Genomic DNA, 17,107 nt, shown 5'->3' on the forward strand with positions numbered 1-17,107 from the left:
CCCGGTTCTCTCCCACGTTTCCTTTCCCACGATGCCGGTGCGGCACGACTGCCGCGCACGGTGTCGTTTCATTCTCTGACCATTGAATAGTATGACTAAACAAATGACGGCACACGGAAGCGATTCCCGGGCGCGGATGGTGCACGCCGGTCTTCGCATGACGGTCGCGGTGGCGTGCGTCGCCGGACCGGGCGCCGCGTTCGCGCAGGACGGCGTCACGCTGTACGGCGTGATCGACGAGTTCGCGCAGTACGTGAATACGGGTAACGGCTATACGGCGGCGATCAATTCGGGCGGCCAGTGGGGCAGCCGGTTCGGGCTGAAGGGCGGCGAGGATCTCGGCGGCGGTCAGAAGATCGAGTTCGCGCTGGAGAACGGCTTCAACCCGAACGACGGTTCGCTCGCGAGTTCGGGCAGCCTGTTCAACCGGCAGGCGTGGGTCGGCATCGCGGGGCAGTGGGGCAAGGTGCGCGCGGGCCGCCAGAATTCGCCGCTGTTCAACGACCAGGGCGGCCAGGATGCGTTCGGCGGCGTCACGCAGGCGTCGGGCATGGACAACCTGACCGTGTTCGCGTTCCGCACCAGCAATACGCTGTCGTACCAGAGCCCGGAGATCGCGGGCTTCCAGGGCGGGCTGTACTTCGGGTTCGGCGATGCGGGCGGCGTGCGCTCGGCAGGTTCCAGCCAGCAGTTCGACCTGACCTATGAACACGGGCCGTTCGCCGCGTTCGTCGCGGGCCAGTGGCTAAAGAACGCGACGGCGACCACCACCGATCGCACGATCATGGCCGGCGCGTCGTACGCGATCGGCAAGGCCACCGTGTACGGCGGCTTCTCCGCGGTGAAGTGGGCCGATCTCGGCATCGATTCGCGCGTGTATGGACTCTCGGTCAAATACCAGTTCAATCCGGCGAACTACGTGGCGCTCGGCTACGCGTATCTGCACGACCGGTCGTCGCAGCGCAACCATGCGGACCAGGTCGGGCTGATGTACGAGTACGACCTGTCGAAACGCACGAGCTTCTACGGTGCGCTGTCGTACCTGCGCAACCGCAACCAGGCCGGCTATACGCTCGCCGGTGCGGCGAACCCCGGCCTGCCGCTCGCGTATCCGGGGGCGAATGCTCGGGGTGTGCAGCTGGGTATCGTGCATCGGTTCTGACGCAGCCGACGCGCATGGTCGTGCGCGCCCGGTGCATTTCACGGGCGCGTTCGCGTCGCTACTTCCCCAACCGCTCCGCAAGCGAATAGCGCTGCATGCAGCGCTCCATCGCGTCGAGAAACGCGTGCTCCGCCGCGTTCATCTTGCGATCGCGATGCCACAGCAGGAACACGTCGACATCGACGAGCCCGTCGTCGGGCGGTAGCCGCCACAGCCGTTGCTGTGCGATGTCGTCGCGCACGATGTGCTCGGGCAGGCAGCCGATCCCGTAGCCGGCGAAGATCAGCCGCCGCACTTCCTCGAGGCTCGGCGACGACGCGACGATGCGCCCCGTGAAGCCCTTCTGATCGCGAAACACGGTGAGCGGCGACAGGCTGTCGCCGATCTGGTCGCTCGTGAACGACACGAAATTCTCGGCGAGCAGATCGTCCATCCGCAGTTGCGTCTGCCCGAACAGCCGGTGATGGCGGCCGCAGTAGATCGCATAGCGCTGGCGCAGGAAGCAGCGCATCTCGAGCTTGTCGTGCGGCGTGCGGCACAGGCCGAGCCCGGCCGTGGCCGTTTTCTGCAGCAACGAAGACAGAATGTCCGACGAGCGCATTACTTCGATCTGCAGGTCGATGCGCGGGTACGCGCGATGGAAGTCCGCGAGGAATTCGTCGTAGACGGGCGACTCGATGCGGCTCACCGTCAGCAGCCGGATCGAACCGGTCAGGTCGGCGGTGCTGTCGTCGATTTCGGTTTCGAGGCGGGAGATGCCGCCGTAGATGTCGCTCGCGATCCGGTAGACGGCTTCGCCGGCAGGCGTTGGCGCGAAGTGCGTGCCGCGCCGCTCGATCAGCTTGCGCTCGAGCGTGTCCTCGAGCCGCCGCAAGGCCTGGCTCACGGCCGGCTGTGTGACGTGCAGGCGCGCGGCCGCGCGGCTCACGCTGCGCTCCTGGATGATCACGAGATAGGTGCGCAACAGGTTCCAGTCGAGGCGGTCGTTCAGGAACGGGGCGAGGTCGGGGCGCATCGGGTCTCCGGACGAGCCGTCAAGGTGAATATTAGCTAAATTTATACGCCGAATAATAACTTGAAATTTGACTAATGATTTGCGGTCGCCGATAAAGGAGGGGTGCCGCAGCGTGCGGCCCAAGGCCGCGACAGACGGCCGTCACACGATATTGCGCGTCGCTCCGCAGCGGCGCGCGTCAGGAGCCCGCATGACCCAGTCCCTTCCTTCCGCCCGCCAGCCGGGACGCGCCGCGACGGCCGCGTTCATCGGCACGATGATCGAGTGGTACGACTTCTACATCTACGCGACCGCCGCCGCGCTCGTATTCGGCGAACTCTATTTCCCGTCGCATGACCGCTTCGTCAGCACGATGGCGTCGTTCGCGACGTTCGCGGTCGGCTTCTTCGCGCGGCCGCTCGGCGGCGTGATCTTCGGCCATCTCGGCGATCGTATCGGCCGCAAGAAGGCGCTGATGACGACGCTGATGATGATGGGCGTCGCGACCGTCTGCGTCGGGCTGCTGCCCGATTATTCGAAGGTCGGCATGCTCGCGCCGGTGCTGCTCGTCGCGCTGCGCGTGGTGCAGGGGATCGCGGTCGGCGGCGAATGGGGCGGTGCGGTGCTGATGGCGGGCGAGCATGCGCCGCAGGGGCGCCGCACGTTCTTCGCATCGTTCGCGCAACTCGGCAGCCCGGCCGGGCTGATCCTGTCGCTGATCGCGTTCCGCGCGGTCACGTCGATGGACAAGGCCGACTTCCTCGCCTGGGGCTGGCGCCTGCCGTTTCTCGCGAGTTCGGTGCTGCTCGTGGTCGGCGTCCTGATCCGGCTCGGCGTGAACGAGTCGCCGGAATTCGCGCGCGTGAAGGAAACCAACCGCACGGTGAAGCTGCCGGTCGCGGAAGTGTTCCGGTCCGCGTCGGGGCTCGTGGCGCTCTGCATCGGCGCGAACACGATCGGCATCGCGGGCGTTTACTTCACGAACACGTTCATGATCGCGTACACGACGCAGTACGTCGGCGTCTCGCGCTCGCTGATCCTCGACAGCCTGTTCGCGGTCGCGATCATCCAGTTCGTCGCGCAGCCGATCGCCGCGTGGATCGCCGAGCGCATCGGCGGCGCGCGTTTCCTGAAGCTCGCGGCGCTGCTCGCGATGCTGTCGCCGTATCCGATGTTCATGCTCGTGCAGGGCGGCACGTCCGCGTCGCTGATCGCGGGCATCGCGCTCGCGGTGGTCTGCATGGCCGGCTTCTATTCGGTGATCGCGGGCTTCGTGAGCGACGTGTTCCCCGCGCACGTGCGCTATTCGGCGATCTCGCTCGCTTACCAGATCTGCGGTGCGATCGCGGGCGGGCTGACGCCGCTGGTCGGCACGTGGCTCGCGCATCGCTTCGCGGGCCAGTGGTGGCCGCTCGCGGTGTTCTACACGTGTCTCGCCGGCATCTCGCTGCTGTGCATCGTCGCGCTCGACGCCCGCCGCGCGGCACGTCCGGCCGCCGCCGAAGCGCTCGGCTCGCAGTGACCCTCAACGAACGAATTCATCCGGAGTGCACATGAAAGACCTGCTGGAAATCGACGGCGCCCGCTTGTGGCAGAGCCTGGCGGAGATGGCGCGTGTCGGCGCGACGCCGCGCGGCGGCGTGCGGCGCCTCGCGCTCACCGACGATGACCGTCGCGGGCGCGACCTGTTCGCGCAGTGGTGCCGCGACGCGGGGATGACGGTGAGCGTCGACGCCGTCGGCAACCTGTTTGTGCGGCGCGACGGCACCGATGCGCAGGCAGCTCCTGTGATGATCGGCAGCCATCTCGACACGCAGCCCGAAGGCGGCCGCTTCGATGGCGTCTATGGCGTGCTCGCCGCGCTCGAACTCGTGCGCACGCTGAACGACGCCGGCATCGCGACCGACAAGCCGCTGGAAATCGTGTCGTGGACCAACGAGGAGGGCGCGCGCTTCGCGCCGGCGATGCTCGGCTCGGCCGTGTTCACGGGCGCATTGCCGCTCGACGACGCGCTCGCGAAGCAGGACGCCGACGGCGTCACGCTCGGCGCGGCGCTCGACGCATGCGGCTATCGCGGCACGCGTGCGGTGGGCGGCGCAGTTGATGCGTACTTCGAAGCGCATATCGAACAGGGCCCCGTGCTCGAGGCGAACGGCACGACGATCGGCATCGTCACGGGCGGGCAGGCGATTCGCTGGCTCGACGTGACGGTGACGGGCGTGGCCGCGCATGCGGGCACGACGCCGATGCCGTATCGCAAGGATGCGACTTTCGCGAGTGCGCAGATGGCGCTCGAACTCGAACGGATCGTCGCCGGTTATGCGCCGCGCGGGCTCGCGACGATCGGTCAGGTCGGCATCCGCAATGCATCGCGCAACACCATTGCGGGCGACGTGACGTTCACGGTCGACCTTCGCCATCACGACGATGCGCAAGTCGATGCGATGGAGCGCGACTTGCGCGATGCGTGCACGCGGGTCGCCGCCGCGCGCGGCGTGCAGGTCGCGATTGAAACGTGCTGGCGCAGCCCGGCGACGCCGTTCGATCGCGATTGCGTCGAACAGGTCGCGCAGGCGGCAGCGAAGTTCGGCTACACGAACGAGCGGATCGTCAGCGGCGCGGGCCACGACGCGATCCTGCTCGCGCGCCGAGTCCCGACCGCGATGGTGTTCATCCCGTGCGTCGACGGCCTGTCGCACAACGAAGCCGAGGACGCGCTGCCGGATGACGTGACGCGCGGCACGAACGTGCTGCTTCATGCGGTGCTCGCGCGCGCCGGCGTTGCGGCAGGCGCTACCGTGGCGGCCGCCGCGCAGGACGCATGACGCGGCAAGCCGGTAAGCCGACCAATCGAAAAACCGACGAGGGCGAACGATGAAAACCTATTTCCATCCCGAGCAGTTGCTGCACCATCCGCGCAGCTATCTGTCGCGTGGCCAGATGCGTGAACCGCAGGAGGTGCCCGAGCGCGCGGCGCGGCTCGTGGCGGCCGTCCGGTCGCTCGACTTCGACGTGCGCGAGCCGGCCGACCGCGGCACCGCGCCGATCGCGGCCGTGCACGACATGAACTACCTGCGCTTCCTGGAGGAAGCGCACCGCGACTGGAAGCAGATGCCCGACGACTGGGGCGACGAAGTGATGTCGAACGTGTTCGTGCGCGACCCGAACCCGCTGCGCGGCGTGCTTGCGAAAGCCGCGCGCTACCTCGCCGACGGCAGTTGCCCGGTCGGTGCGAACACGTGGCGCGCCGCGTACTGGTCCGCGCAGGGCGCGCTGGCGGCCGCGGCCGACGTCAACGACGGCGCGCGCGAGGCGTACGCGCTGTGCCGGCCGCCCGGCCATCACGCACGCCGCGATGCGGCCGGCGGCTTCTGCTACCTGAACAATGCGGCGATCGCCGCGCAGTCGCTGGTCGGCCGCCATCGCCGGGTCGCGATCCTCGACACCGACATGCATCACGGGCAGGGCGTGCAGGAGATCTTCTACGGCCGCGACGACGTGCTGTACGTGTCGATCCACGGCGACCCGACCAACTTCTACCCGGTCGTCGCGGGCTATGAGGAAGAGACGGGCACGGGGGCCGGCGACGGATTCAACCTCAACCTGCCGATGCCGCACGGCGCGCCGGAGTCGGTGTTCTTCGAGCGGCTCGACGACGCGCTGCGCGCGCTCGCGCGGTTCCAGCCCGATGCGCTCGTGCTCGCGCTCGGCTTCGATATCTACAAGGACGATCCGCAATCGCAGGTGGCCGTCACGACCGACGGCTTCGGGCGGCTCGGCGGTGCGATCGGCGCGCTCGGGTTGCCGACGGTGATCGTGCAGGAAGGCGGCTATCACCTCGACAGCCTCGATGCGAATGCGCGTGCGTTTTTCGGCGGGTTTGCCGCCGCGCGCTGACCAGCGCGGCGGGGCGCGATCGCGTGCGTGCGGTTGCAGGTTTTCCGCATGCACGCCGATAATTCGCGCCTATGCTGAATGAATGCACGAAGGAGAGCCGCACGATGACAGCAGGCCAAATCAGACGCGGTGCGATCGCGCTCGCGCTCGCCGCGCAAGGCGTCGGGTCGCTCGCGAGCGCATCGGAACCTTCGATTCCGCTGCGCGTCAGTCTCACCATTCCGGAAACCTGCACGATCGGCACCGGCGAGCCCCAGGGCGCCGCCGATGCCGGCATGCCACGCGTCAGTTGCGCGCACGGTACGCCGTTCGTGCTCAGTCACGCGCCGCTGCCCGATGGGCGGTCGGCGCCGCGCAGCATCGGCGTGGGCGCAGCGCCCGCATGGACCGTCACGTTCTGAACGGTGCGGGCGGCGCGTGCGCCCGCTCATGCCATTGAACGCTAGAAACTGATCGTCGCAGTGATCATGTCGCTGTAGTTGCCGGGCGCGGGCGTCGTTTGCGCCGGCACCGCACCGTACACGGTCACGACCTGCGACGTGCCCGTGCCGACACCCGTGACCGTCGAACTGCCGCCCGTGCCGTCGCCCCACGCGATCGAGCGCGCGGCGTCCGTGTAAAGCCCGTACCCGATCGTGCCGCCACCGCTGCTGCGCTGCATCTGGCGCGCCGTCACGTCGCCGCTGTTGCCGCCGCTCAGCGCGATTTTCCACGCGTCGCCGTTGGTGCACTGAGCGGTGATCGTACCCGTTGCCGTGAGTGTGCCCGACAGCTGGCTCGCGGTGCCGAAGCTGACGTTGGTCGCGCTGATGTTGCAATTGTTGATGACGTTGGCGGTCGCGCTGAACGGGAAGGTCCCGTTCGATGTCGTCAGCGACGCGCAGGTCGGCGCACCGACCAGATAGAACCCGGCGTTGATCGATGTCGTATTGCCGCCGAACGTCTGCGAGTAGGTCGTCGTGCTGTTGCCGGTCGTCGGCACGGTCGGCTGGTTCCCGGTGATCTGTCCGTACACGGTGACCGTCGCGGATGCGCTCGTGCCGAGCGCGGGTTTGACGAGCGTGACGGATGCCGGAGTCGTGCCGGAATACACGGAACCCCACGCGACCGAATGCCCGCCGTCGAGATAGAGGTCGTACTGCATCGCGTTGCTGCCGTTGACGAGGCTGCGCGGGCTCGTGCCGCCGAGATTCAGGCATACGACCACGTTCGGCGTCAGCGAGACGGTCGACCACGTGCAGGTGATGCCGACCGTGCCGGTGACGGCGACCGGCGCGTTCGAGATGGGGCTGACCGAGCCGAAGCTCACGTCCGATGCGGTGGCCGTGCAGCTTTCGGCCTGTGCGTGACGGGGCGAGCCGAACCACGCGACGAAGGCAACGAGGACCAGCAGCGCGAGCCTCATGGCGCGGTCCGGCAGGTGAGGGGGCCGAGGGTCGGCAGTGTGCCGTTGCCGGGCGCGGCGAACGCGAAGTCCGCGACGCAGCGTTGCGTGCCGTAGTCGATCACGAGGTGGTTGTCCTCCTTCAGTCCGTCGATGAACGTGAGCCCGTCGTAGCCGACGATCGTATCCGCGCCGCTTTCGGCGTGATGCACGCGCGCACCGGCCGGCAGCGGGCGGCCGTCGGTATCGCGCAGGATCACCGACGCCGCGCGATAGCGCGACACGCCGAACTGCGCGACGACGCCCGATTGCGCCTGCGGCACGACCATCATCGACGTGCGGGCGATCCGCGCATCGGCGGGCAGCTTCATCGCGTCGATCGCGATCTGGTTGTTCTGGTACGCGTTCAGGTCGGGCACGAGCAGGTGCCCCGCGCGATCGGTCGTGCCGATCACGCGGTTTTCGTGCAGCACCGGAATGCCCGCGACGCCATCGGTCGATACCAGCGCGAAGCCGTCGTAGATGCGGCGCGACAGTTGCAGGCTGCTGTCCATGAACACCAGCGCACCGCTGACGTCGAGCGATGCGCCGGTCTGGCGGTCGATGCGCTGCGCGGCCGCGATGACTTCGCCCGCATGACCGAGATAGCGGACTTGTGCCTGCCGGTAGGGCACCGCGCCCGTGCCGCCCGTCTGCACGCCCCAGCCCCAGCCGCCGCCGTAGTCGGGCGGACGGCTCGCGTCGACGGTGTAGCTCGACTGGCCGCGCTGGCGCCCGACGGTCGTATTGATCGACGTGTTGCGCCCGAGCCCGATGTTCAGCGACACGAACGCACCGTTCGCACCCTGCTGCGCGAAGTCGCGGTACGCGCTCACGCTCAGCGACGCGAGATCGCCGAAGCTCAACGTGTACGACACCGTGCCGATCCGCGTGCTCGGGCCTTGCGGCAGCCGGAAGCCGATATAGCTGAGCGACAGCGTCTGGCGGTGCATGAACGGCAGCGCGAGCGTCGCCTGGTCGGTCGCCGCGGGCACCGTCGCGCCGTCGCGCGAGGCGAGGTCGCCGTAGCGGCCGAACGCGCGGATCGTCTGCGCGTTGATCGAGAAGCGTGGTTCGATCAATTGGTAGCCGACGCTCACCTGCGTACCCGGATAGCGGCCGGCGCTGCCTGCGACCGCGCCGCTCACGACGCCCGCATTGCCGAGCCGCAGCAGCGCGCCGACGCCGGTGTTGAGCACGCCGCCGGTCGCTTCCGCGTGCCCCTCGACGGTCAGCGCATCGGTGATGCCGCGCCGCATCGAGCCGCTGACGGCCGGCCGCGCGTCGTAGTCGAACGACTGCAGCCCGTAGTTGCGGCGCAGGAAGCCGGCTTCGAACGAATAGCTCGACAGCCCGGCGGACAGCATGCGCGTATCGACGTAGAGCGGCACCGACGTCGCGACGGTGCGCCCGAGCGCGTCGCGCGTGATGACGGTCGCCTGGCCGGCGCCCGTGATGCCCGGCACGTCGTGGATGATGAACGGGCCGCTCGGCACGTTGCCGGTGTACTGGCGCACATTGTTGATGTACAGGTCGACGGCCGACGGCACGGCCGCGGAGCCTGCGAGCGACGGGATCGGGAACGTCACGAGATCGGGCCGCAGCGCGAAGTTGCTGCGCCACTGGAAGCCGCCGAGGCGCACCGAGCGCGTCCACGCGAGCGATCCCGAGATCGTGTCGCCGATCTGTGTCGTGCTCGGCCTTGCCGGGTCCGAGCGGCTCCATGACGTATCGAAGCGCGTGTAGCGCCGGCGGCCGTCATAGAAGGTCGCGACGCCCGTGGTGTCGAACACGCCGCCCGGATCGAAGTAGCGCACGTCGGTGTAGAGCGAGTACTGCCGGTCGCCGAGCGTCTGCGCGTACGCCTCGTAGTTGATCGCGATGCCGCGCGACGCGCTGGCCGCCTCCGTCGGCCGCAACGCGCGGCTGTCGACCGCGTACGGCCGGCGCAGCGTGTCGGGCATCTGCAGGTCGACGCTCTGGTGCGCCGCGTCGTAGCGGTAGCGCAGGCCGGGAATCGTGTCGAGGTCGACCGTCGTCGCGTCGGCGATGCCGAGCCGGTCGGTCGCGACGCCGATCGTGTGCAGGTCTGCGCCGCTCGCCGACAGGCGGCCGTCGCGTTCGCGGAAGTGCGTGAGCAGCGTCGTGTTTTCACCGTTGACGCTGACTTCGAGGATCACGTCGTGCGTGCTGTCGGTCATCACGAGTGCCGCGGGTTCATCCGCGCGTGCGCAGCCGAGCGCGAGCAGGCCGCCGGCGACGACGGCCGCGAGCGCGGCGCGCGGCGAACGGTGCGGCGTCCTGCGTCCGTTGGCTGGACGCGTGCCGGCGCGTGGCGAAGGGGGAGAGGCCGGGCGGCGCACCGGCGGTCTAGCCCGGCGGCTCCACCTTGACGACCGCACTGGCCGGCTGCGAATTGACGGCCGCGCGCACCGTGACCGTACCGCCGAGCGCGACGCCCGCCGGCAGCGGCACGCTCCACTGGCCCGTGCGCCCCGCGAGCGCATAGCCGAGCAGGCCCTGCGTGAGCGGATACGTGTGGCCGTCGCCGGTCACGAGTTCGACCGATGCCAGTTGCGCGCGCCGCGTGCCGCCGTTGCGCACCCGCAGCACCCAGCCGCCGTTGCCGCGCAGCAGCGTCCAGTCGAGCTGCGGCGCGCCGTTGGTTGCCGGCTCGACGAACACCGGAATCGAATAGCGCAGCCGGATCGACACGCCGTTGGCCGGCGCTTCGCCGGGCTGCGGCAGCTCGTCGATCAGCAGCCGATAGGTCTGCTCGGCGCCGGCGGGCGTGCGCGATGCGCGCACGACGCGGATCAGTTGTTCGGACTGCGTGCCGACTTCGATGAGCGGCGGGCTGGCCAGCAGATCCTGGGTGGGCGTCAGCGTGTCCTGGCCGTCGGCCTGGTCCCAGCGGAACACGCGCACCTGCCCGTACACGGGGCGCCCGCCCGGATTGCGCAGCGTGATGCCGGTGGCCGTGTCGTCGGTGCCGAATTCGATCGTGACCGGGGAGATCTGCAGCGACGCGGCGTGCGCGGCGCCGCCCGCACACAGCAGCGCGGCGAGCGTTCGACGGAGTGCGGACATAGGGAGCAGCGCCGGTCAGAAGTAGACGGTTGCGGTGACGGTCGTCTGATAGGTGTCCGGCTTCGGCGTCGCCTGCGCGGGCACCTGGCCGTAGACGGTAATGGTCTGTGCTGAGCCCGTGCCGGTGCCGGCCACGGTGTCCGTGCCTTGCGTGTTGCCCCAGATCGTCGTGCGACCGGCATCCTGGTAGAGCTGGAAGCCGACGGTCGTCGACGTGTTGCCGGTCGCCGTGCCGGCCATCAGCCGGCTCGCGACGCTCGACCCCGTGACCGTGCCCGCGTCGAGACCGACGTTGTACGGTGTCGTGTTGGTGCAGGTGACGCTCACGGTCGTCTGCTGGTTGATCGCGGTGGCCAGCACCCCGCTGGTGCCGAAGGCCAGCGGGTTCGCGGCGATCGTGCAGTTCGGCTGCAGCGTCAGCGTGACGTTGAAGGTGGCGGTCGCGGTGCCGTTCGAATAGGTGGCAGCGTCGGCGGCGGGAATCGAAAGGCCGATTGACAGCGCGAGCGACAATGTCATGGAAGCGATGGCGACTTTCACACTGACCCCTCATCGATTGTTTTTTTCATTGAATTTATGCCGCGCTTCGCATGCCACGATATCGCAGATGCTGATACGAATCGGCAAGTCTTTCAATCTTTAAATTTACGCTGTTTCATTTTGTTACATTTGACCCGGGCATTGATTGAATAAAACCGGGGAGAGTTGCGTTTTTCGATTTATTTCGGGCGATTCGAGTGAAAGATTATCCCGCGGTGCAGCAACGATGAGTCATTCACGCGGGGCTTGATACGACTTTTGGCTGACTTGGCGAGTGGAGTCGGCCCGTTGGGAACGGGTAATTAACGCGCTGGATGAAATGGAGCGTGCGGGGAATGAATCATTAGAATGGCTTGAGTCGATTTCAGTAATTTTAAAATGAATGGAATCCAGCTCGCTGTGAAATTGATCGATATTCCGGATTTTTTCATCGAGGGATTGTCGAGTCCGAATGGATCGTTGAAAACGAAAACGGCCGCATTGCGCGGCCGTGAGCGTGTGTCGGTACGGATCGGCGGTCCGGCATGCATCGCCGGCGCGCGACGTGTCGCGCTTACGAATTCGCGGCGGCCGGTGCGCGGCGCTGCTGCGCGATCTGCAGGAAGACGAGTGCGAGTCCGGCCGCGGCGATCAGCCCGCCGACGAGCGGCACGGCCGCATAACCGAAGCCTGCCGAGAGTGCCGCGCCGCCGGCCGCCGCGCCGAGCGCGTTGCCGAGGTTGAACGCGCCGATGTTGACGGCCGACGCGAGGCCCGGCGCTTCGTGGGCCGCCCGCATCACGCGCATCTGCAGCGGCGGCACGACCGCGAACGTCGCGACGCCCCACACGAGCAGCGTGACGGCGGCGCCCGCATGCGTGCCGGCGAGCACCGGGAACGCGGCCATCGTCGCGATCAGCAACAGCAGGAAACCGATCAGCGTGCCGTCGAGCGAGCGGTCGGCGAGGCGCCCGCCCGCGATGTTGCCGATCGAGAAGCCGACGCCGATCAGCACCAGCATCGCGGTCACGAAGCCGGGCGTCGCGCCGGTCAGGTGTTCGAGCGTCGGCGCGACATACGTGTAGAGCGTGAACATCGCGCCGGCGCCGAGCACCGTCGTCCCGAGCGCGCCCAGCACGACGGGGCGTGTCAGCACCGAGAGTTCGGCGCGCAGGTCGGGCATCTTGCCGGCTTCGCCCTTCGGCAGCGCGGCGAACAGCCCGGCGATCGCGACCAGGCCGAGGCCCGCGGTCGCCGCGAACGACATGCGCCAGCCGATGATCTGGCCGAGCCAGGTCGCGGCCGGCACGCCGCCGACGTTCGCGATCGTGAGACCCATGAACATCGTCGCGACCGCGCTGGCCTGTTTTTCGCGCGGCACGAGGCTGGCCGCGACCACCGAGCCGAGTCCGAAGAAGGCGCCGTGGTTGAGGCTCGTCACGAGGCGGGCGAGCAGCAGCGTCGTGTAGTCCGGCGCGACCGCCGACAGCAGGTTGCCGATCGTGAAGATCGACATCAGCGCGATCAGCGCCGAGCGGCGCGACCAGCGCGCGAGCAGCAGCGTCATCAGCGGCGCGCCGACCATCACGCCGATCGCATACGCGCTGATCAGCATGCCGGCTTGCGGAATCGACACGTGCACGCCGTCGGCGATCACGGGCAGCAGGCCCATCGGCGAGAACTCGGTCGTGCCGATGCCGAACGCACCGGCGGCGAGTGCCAGCAGCGGTAGCGCGGCGCTGCCACCCGGGCGGGAAGGAGGGGAAGTCGTGGTATTCACGCGATGGGCTCCTGTAGTCGAGAAACAACGAACGGCACGGGCCGTTGAGGACAGGACGAAGTGTGCCTGCATGACTTTTGCGGAAAAAGCCGCGTCCGAACGAAATTATCTTGATTTCATGTCAACAATGCAGCGAGCGCCTGAAGCCCGGTGGTGCGGCGGGTGAAAGAGACGTTTTTTTGTGAAAGATTTTTGTAAAGCTCGGGATGCGGCATGAGGCCGGGAGATTGCGATCCATCGGCGCTTCGACGGTCGCTCCCGTCAGACGAGCCGGAAGCGGTCCACCGACTGTCCGGCGATGGGTGGCCGTGCGGATCGGACGGGCCGGTCAGGCGGCTGGCGCCACGCCGGGCGAATCTCGCATCATCGCTGAAACCTTTTGCAGACAAGGCCCGCGGCCAAAAAAAGCCCCGATCACAGGGGGACCGTGACCGGGGCGGAAAGGCATCCTCTCTTTGGCACGAGGGTTGGATGCGCGCGCAGTATATTTCGGGTCATGACAATTCGAAGCGGCGTTAAACGGCCGTTTTTGGTGTCAATTTAAAAACACCGGCGCTACGGCGTCCGGCGTCGTCGTTTTGAAAGCATTTCGCAAAAAAATGCGGCTGTTGGGCGTGTTTCGGCAGCCGAAGCGACGGTTGGGCGGAAGGGGATTCCGCCCGTCATTCGGCACCGCAAGTCACGTCGCTCAAGTGCCCGGCGCGGTTGCTGAATCTGCTGCCCACTCAGCCCGCTTGGCGGGCTTCACCGGTCGCATCGCGCACGGCCTCGAGAAACCGCGCGACGACGGGCGACGGTGGCACGGCCGCACCGTCGAACACGAACTCGATGTCGAAGCGGCTCGCGAGTTCGTCGAGCGCGATGAGCCGGACCGTGTGCGGGCAGGTCGGCGACGCGCTTTCCGGTACGAATGCACAGCCCATCCCGGCCGCGACGAGGCCGATCAACGTCGGAATGTCGCTGCCGACCTGCGCGATGCGCGGCATGAAGCCGGCCTGCTGGCACTGCGCCATCAGGAACCGGTGGTGCGCGGCGGAGCGCTGCGCGTCGAACCAGACGAACGGCTCGTTCGCGACGTCGGCCAGCGTGCGCGGCGCGGTGAAGCGTCCGCCCGGCGGCGCGGGCATCGCGAGCACGAAGCGGTCGCTCAGCAGCCGCACGCCCGACAGGTGCGGCGCCTCGTCCTGACGCCACGCCATGATCCCGCCGTCGAGCTGGCCGCGCATCAGCGCGTTCGCCTGTTCGGCCGACAGCATCGGCGCGATCGACAGCTTCACGTCCGGGCATGCGTCGCGAAACGCCTTGAGGACGGTTCCGACGACGGGCAGCGGCAGGCAGTTCGGCAGCGCTCCGAGCCGCAGCTCGCCCAGCTGGCCGGCCGCGCTGCGCAGGGCGCGCTCGCGGCTGTCCTGCAGTGTCGCGAGCAGGCCGGTCGCGTCCTGCAGGAAGCTGGCGCCGGCCGCCGTGAGCGTGACGCCCGTTGCGCGGCGCACCAGCAGCGGCGTGCCGATCGCGTCCTCAAGCTCGCGGATCTGTCGCGACAGCGCGGGCTGGACGATGCCGGCCGCGCGGGCGCCGGCCATCACGCTCCCGGCTTGCGCGACGGCCACGAAGTAGCGCAGGTGACGCAATTCGATCTGGCGCATGCGGCCTCCATTCAGGTTCATCGATATACCTGTGGAGCATAACAAACGCCATTCGATGGTATTGGAAAGCATGAGGGGCGTGCCGTACGATGACCGTCATTCCCCGCTCGCCGCTGCGCGTCGCGTGCGTTCTCTCCGTTCCCATTGGTCCCGCCCCATGCCGCTTCATATCCCGACCCCTTATATCCGCTCGCCAATCGCATCCCGCCGGCTCGGCAGGACCATCCGGCTGAAGCTCGACGCGCTGCAGCCGTCGGGCTCGTTCAAGCTGCGTGGCATCGGCGCCGTCTGCGAAGCGCGGCATGCGGCCGGCGCGCGGCGGTTCGTGTCGTCGTCGGGCGGCAACGCGGGCATCGCGGTCGCGTATTGCGGCCGCGAACTCGGCGTGCCGGTGCTCGTCGTCGTACCGGAGAGCGCGTCGGCCCGCGCACGCGAGCTGATCCGCGTCGAGGGTGCCGAGCTCGTCGTGCACGGTGCGAGCTGGGCCGAGGCGAATGCGTTCGCGCAGTCGGCCCTCGGCGAGCATGATGCGTTCGTCCATCCGTTCGACGATCGCGTGCTGTGGCAGGGCCACGCGACGATGATCGACGAGATGGCGGCGGCCGACCCGAAGCCCGACGCGGTCGTGCTCGCGGTGGGCGGCGGCGGGCTGCTGTGCGGCGTGCTCGAAGGGCTGGCGCGCAACGGCTGGCACGACGTGCCGGTGGTCGCGGTCGAAACGGAAGGCGCCAACTGCTATGCGCGCTCGCTCGCGCAGGGGCAGGTGGTCGAATTGCCGGCGATCACGAGCATCGCGACGTCGCTCGGCGCGAAGCGGCCGTGCGAGGCGGCGGTCGAATGGGCCGCGCGACACGAGATTCACCCGGTCGTCGTGTCCGATGCCGAGGCGGTGGCCGCGTCGCTGCGATTCCTCGACGAGCACCGGATCGTCGTCGAGCCCGCGTGCGGTGCCGCGCTGGCCGCGCTCGAGCGGCCGGTGCCCGTGCTCGCGTCAGCGAAGGATATCGCCGTGATCGTCTGCGGCGGCGTGACGGCAACCGTCGAGCAGATGCAGACGCTGCGCGCGACGTTGCGGTAGGTGGGGCGGGCGGCGTTGGCCGGTTTGTCGTGGGACGGCTGGATGGTGGTCGATGACGGATATCTCTGCGATCGTCAGCGATGACGCGACGGCGACCGTCGAGCCGACGCAGACGCTGCGTGCGACGTTGCAGAAGACGGGGCGGCCGGCACTAGCCGGCGTGTCGGATGACGGCCAGGCGGCCGTCGATCCCGGCGAACGTCGGCATCGGCCACGTGTGCCCGTCGCGCAGCATCGAAGCTACGTCAGCGACACGACGAGCGGGCCGCCGGCGGCGCAGCAATTCCTGTGACGAATGAGGGGGCGTATCGTCGCGCGGCGCCGGATGGGGTCGGGCGCGACGATACGGATGGCCTGTCAGTGTGCGGCCGGTGCGCTCGCGCCGGACGGTGCGGACGAGGCGACGGGGTTGGCGGCGGCAGGCGCGGGCGATGGGCTCGAGGGCGCCGATGCCGATACGGGGGCCGAGGCGGTGGATGCAGGCGCCGGCGCGACCGGTGCCGGTGTTGCAGCGGCCGGTGCCGAAACGGCAGGCGTCGATGCTGCTGCAGGTGACGATGCCGGGCCGGACGCGGAAGCCGGCACGGGAGCCGAAGCCGGCGTGGATGCCGGCCCGGACGCCGGTGCGTGCGTCGACGACGCGGCCGATGCAGGCGTCGCACCCGACGCCGCCACCGGCGCGGCAGCCCGCATCGCCGCCGGCGCGACCACGGCCGACGCGGCGGCCGGCACGGCGTTCGCCCCCGACTCGGGCGCGACCGCCGGCAACGAAAGCGGCACCGGCGCCGCGGGCGGCGTCGGCACGACCGGGGTCGTCATCTTCATCGGCTCGCCTTGCGGCGTCGGCGCGGGTTCGGGCAGCGGCGGGACGGGCTCCTTCTCGGCGGCCTTGACGGTCGCGCGGTCGCGGCGGGCCGGGTCGATCTTCAGGAAATGCTCGACGAGATTGAAGAAGCGCTCATAGAACACGCCGGCGGGAATCGTCTCGCTGGCGGTCTTGACGAGCGCGTCGTCGCTCGACCCGATCGGCAACGACAGCGAGCCGAACACGCTCAAGCCGACGCTGGCCGACGTATTCGACTTCTTCAGCGTGTAGCGATCCTGCACCGCGTTCACGTACGCGATGCTCGACGAGCCGTCCGCGTTCGCGTCCGCACACACGACGTGAAATTCGATCACGACGTGCATGTCGTTGTTCGGCTGGAAATTCTTGCTGCCGTCGACTGCATCGTTGCGCGACGACGACACCACATAGCCCTGGCTCAGCAGCGCGCGCCGCGCGGCCTCGCAGGCCGCGTCGGATTTCGAGTGGAACGTATGCGCGTACGGGCTGGTAGTCGCGTCGAACTGTTCCTGCTGGTAGATCGGCTTGGGCGGCGACGAGCATGCCGCCAGCACGGTCGCGGCCGCGAGCGCGCACGAAACGGAAAACAGGCGAAATCGGTTGTGCATGGCGTCTTTCAGAAGGCTTGGCGAGAGGTCGCGCAACGGCGGTGCCTGGATGAAGCGCGCGGCAAT

15 protein-coding genes are annotated in these 17,107 nt (G+C 68.4%); 7 read left to right on the plus strand and 8 right to left on the minus strand.

Annotated features, from left to right (window positions below; translation table 11 throughout):
- Positions 1 to 91: 91 nt before the first annotated feature.
- A complete protein-coding gene (locus CFB82_RS06785) occupies positions 92 to 1,162 on the plus strand; it encodes a porin (RefSeq protein WP_089483691.1) in 1,071 nt (356 codons plus the stop codon).
- Positions 1,163 to 1,220: 58 nt separating this feature from the next.
- On the opposite strand, the gene CFB82_RS06790 is transcribed toward CFB82_RS06785, so the two are convergent.
- On the minus strand, positions 1,221 to 2,177 hold the full coding sequence (locus tag CFB82_RS06790; RefSeq protein ID WP_047850454.1) for a LysR family transcriptional regulator: 957 nt from the start codon (positions 2,175 to 2,177) through the stop codon (positions 1,221 to 1,223).
- Positions 2,178 to 2,367: 190 nt separating this feature from the next.
- Between CFB82_RS06790 and CFB82_RS06795 the strand changes: the two genes are divergently transcribed.
- From CFB82_RS06795 to CFB82_RS06810, 4 genes are all read left to right on the plus strand, one after another.
- Entirely contained in the window at positions 2,368 to 3,678 is a 1,311-nt protein-coding gene (locus CFB82_RS06795; RefSeq protein ID WP_089483692.1) for an MFS transporter, read from the plus strand.
- A 31-nt stretch (positions 3,679 to 3,709) separates the two neighbouring features.
- Positions 3,710 to 4,981 carry a Zn-dependent hydrolase gene (locus CFB82_RS06800; protein WP_089483693.1) on the plus strand — a complete coding sequence of 424 codons (1,272 nt, stop codon included), beginning with the start codon at positions 3,710 to 3,712 and terminating at the stop codon, positions 4,979 to 4,981.
- Between the two features lie 49 nt (positions 4,982 to 5,030).
- Positions 5,031 to 6,053, plus strand: coding sequence for a histone deacetylase family protein (locus tag CFB82_RS06805; protein WP_089483694.1), 1,023 nt, complete (start codon positions 5,031 to 5,033; stop codon positions 6,051 to 6,053).
- A gap of 104 nt (positions 6,054 to 6,157) precedes the next feature.
- Positions 6,158 to 6,454 (plus strand): hypothetical protein, encoded by a 297-nt coding sequence (locus tag CFB82_RS06810; RefSeq protein WP_143750879.1) that lies wholly within the window; start codon positions 6,158 to 6,160, stop codon positions 6,452 to 6,454.
- Between the two features lie 41 nt (positions 6,455 to 6,495).
- Here CFB82_RS06810 and CFB82_RS06815 read toward each other — a convergent pair whose 3' ends face one another.
- The 6 genes from CFB82_RS06815 to CFB82_RS06840 form a co-directional block, all read right to left on the minus strand.
- Positions 6,496 to 7,458, minus strand: a complete 963-nt coding sequence (locus CFB82_RS06815; RefSeq protein WP_089483696.1) for a Csu type fimbrial protein — start codon at positions 7,456 to 7,458, stop codon at positions 6,496 to 6,498.
- On the minus strand, positions 7,455 to 9,839 hold the full coding sequence (locus CFB82_RS06820; RefSeq protein WP_089483697.1) for a fimbria/pilus outer membrane usher protein: 2,385 nt from the start codon (positions 9,837 to 9,839) through the stop codon (positions 7,455 to 7,457). The genes CFB82_RS06815 and CFB82_RS06820 overlap by 4 nt, the downstream gene beginning before the upstream one ends.
- A 7-nt stretch (positions 9,840 to 9,846) precedes the next feature.
- Entirely contained in the window at positions 9,847 to 10,566 is a 720-nt protein-coding gene (locus tag CFB82_RS06825) for a fimbrial biogenesis chaperone (protein ID WP_089483698.1), read from the minus strand.
- 15 nt (positions 10,567 to 10,581) lie between these two features.
- Positions 10,582 to 11,085, minus strand: a complete 504-nt coding sequence (locus CFB82_RS06830; RefSeq protein ID WP_089483699.1) for a Csu type fimbrial protein — start codon at positions 11,083 to 11,085, stop codon at positions 10,582 to 10,584.
- Between the two features lie 574 nt (positions 11,086 to 11,659).
- Positions 11,660 to 12,865, minus strand: a complete 1,206-nt coding sequence (locus CFB82_RS06835; RefSeq protein ID WP_089483700.1) for an MFS transporter — start codon at positions 12,863 to 12,865, stop codon at positions 11,660 to 11,662.
- A 725-nt stretch (positions 12,866 to 13,590) separates the two neighbouring features.
- Positions 13,591 to 14,511 (minus strand): LysR family transcriptional regulator, encoded by a 921-nt coding sequence (locus CFB82_RS06840; protein WP_089483733.1) that lies wholly within the window; start codon positions 14,509 to 14,511, stop codon positions 13,591 to 13,593.
- A 157-nt stretch (positions 14,512 to 14,668) separates the two neighbouring features.
- Here CFB82_RS06840 and CFB82_RS06845 point away from each other — a divergent pair, with 157 nt between their 5' ends.
- Together CFB82_RS06845 and CFB82_RS06850 are read left to right on the plus strand one after the other, a co-directional pair.
- The gene (locus tag CFB82_RS06845; RefSeq protein ID WP_089483701.1) at positions 14,669 to 15,589 is read left to right on the plus strand and encodes a pyridoxal-phosphate dependent enzyme; all 921 of its coding nucleotides are present in this window, start codon (positions 14,669 to 14,671) and stop codon (positions 15,587 to 15,589) included.
- 52 nt (positions 15,590 to 15,641) lie between these two features.
- Positions 15,642 to 15,881, plus strand: coding sequence for a hypothetical protein (locus CFB82_RS06850; RefSeq protein ID WP_089483702.1), 240 nt, complete (start codon positions 15,642 to 15,644; stop codon positions 15,879 to 15,881).
- A gap of 65 nt (positions 15,882 to 15,946) precedes the next feature.
- Here CFB82_RS06850 and CFB82_RS06855 read toward each other — a convergent pair whose 3' ends face one another.
- Positions 15,947 to 17,041 carry a DUF2242 domain-containing protein gene (locus tag CFB82_RS06855; protein WP_089483734.1) on the minus strand — a complete coding sequence of 365 codons (1,095 nt, stop codon included), beginning with the start codon at positions 17,039 to 17,041 and terminating at the stop codon, positions 15,947 to 15,949.
- Between the last annotated feature and the right edge of the window lie 66 nt (positions 17,042 to 17,107).

Source organism: Burkholderia sp. HI2714 (assembly GCF_002223085.1).
Classification (GTDB): domain Bacteria; phylum Pseudomonadota; class Gammaproteobacteria; order Burkholderiales; family Burkholderiaceae; genus Burkholderia; species Burkholderia lata_D.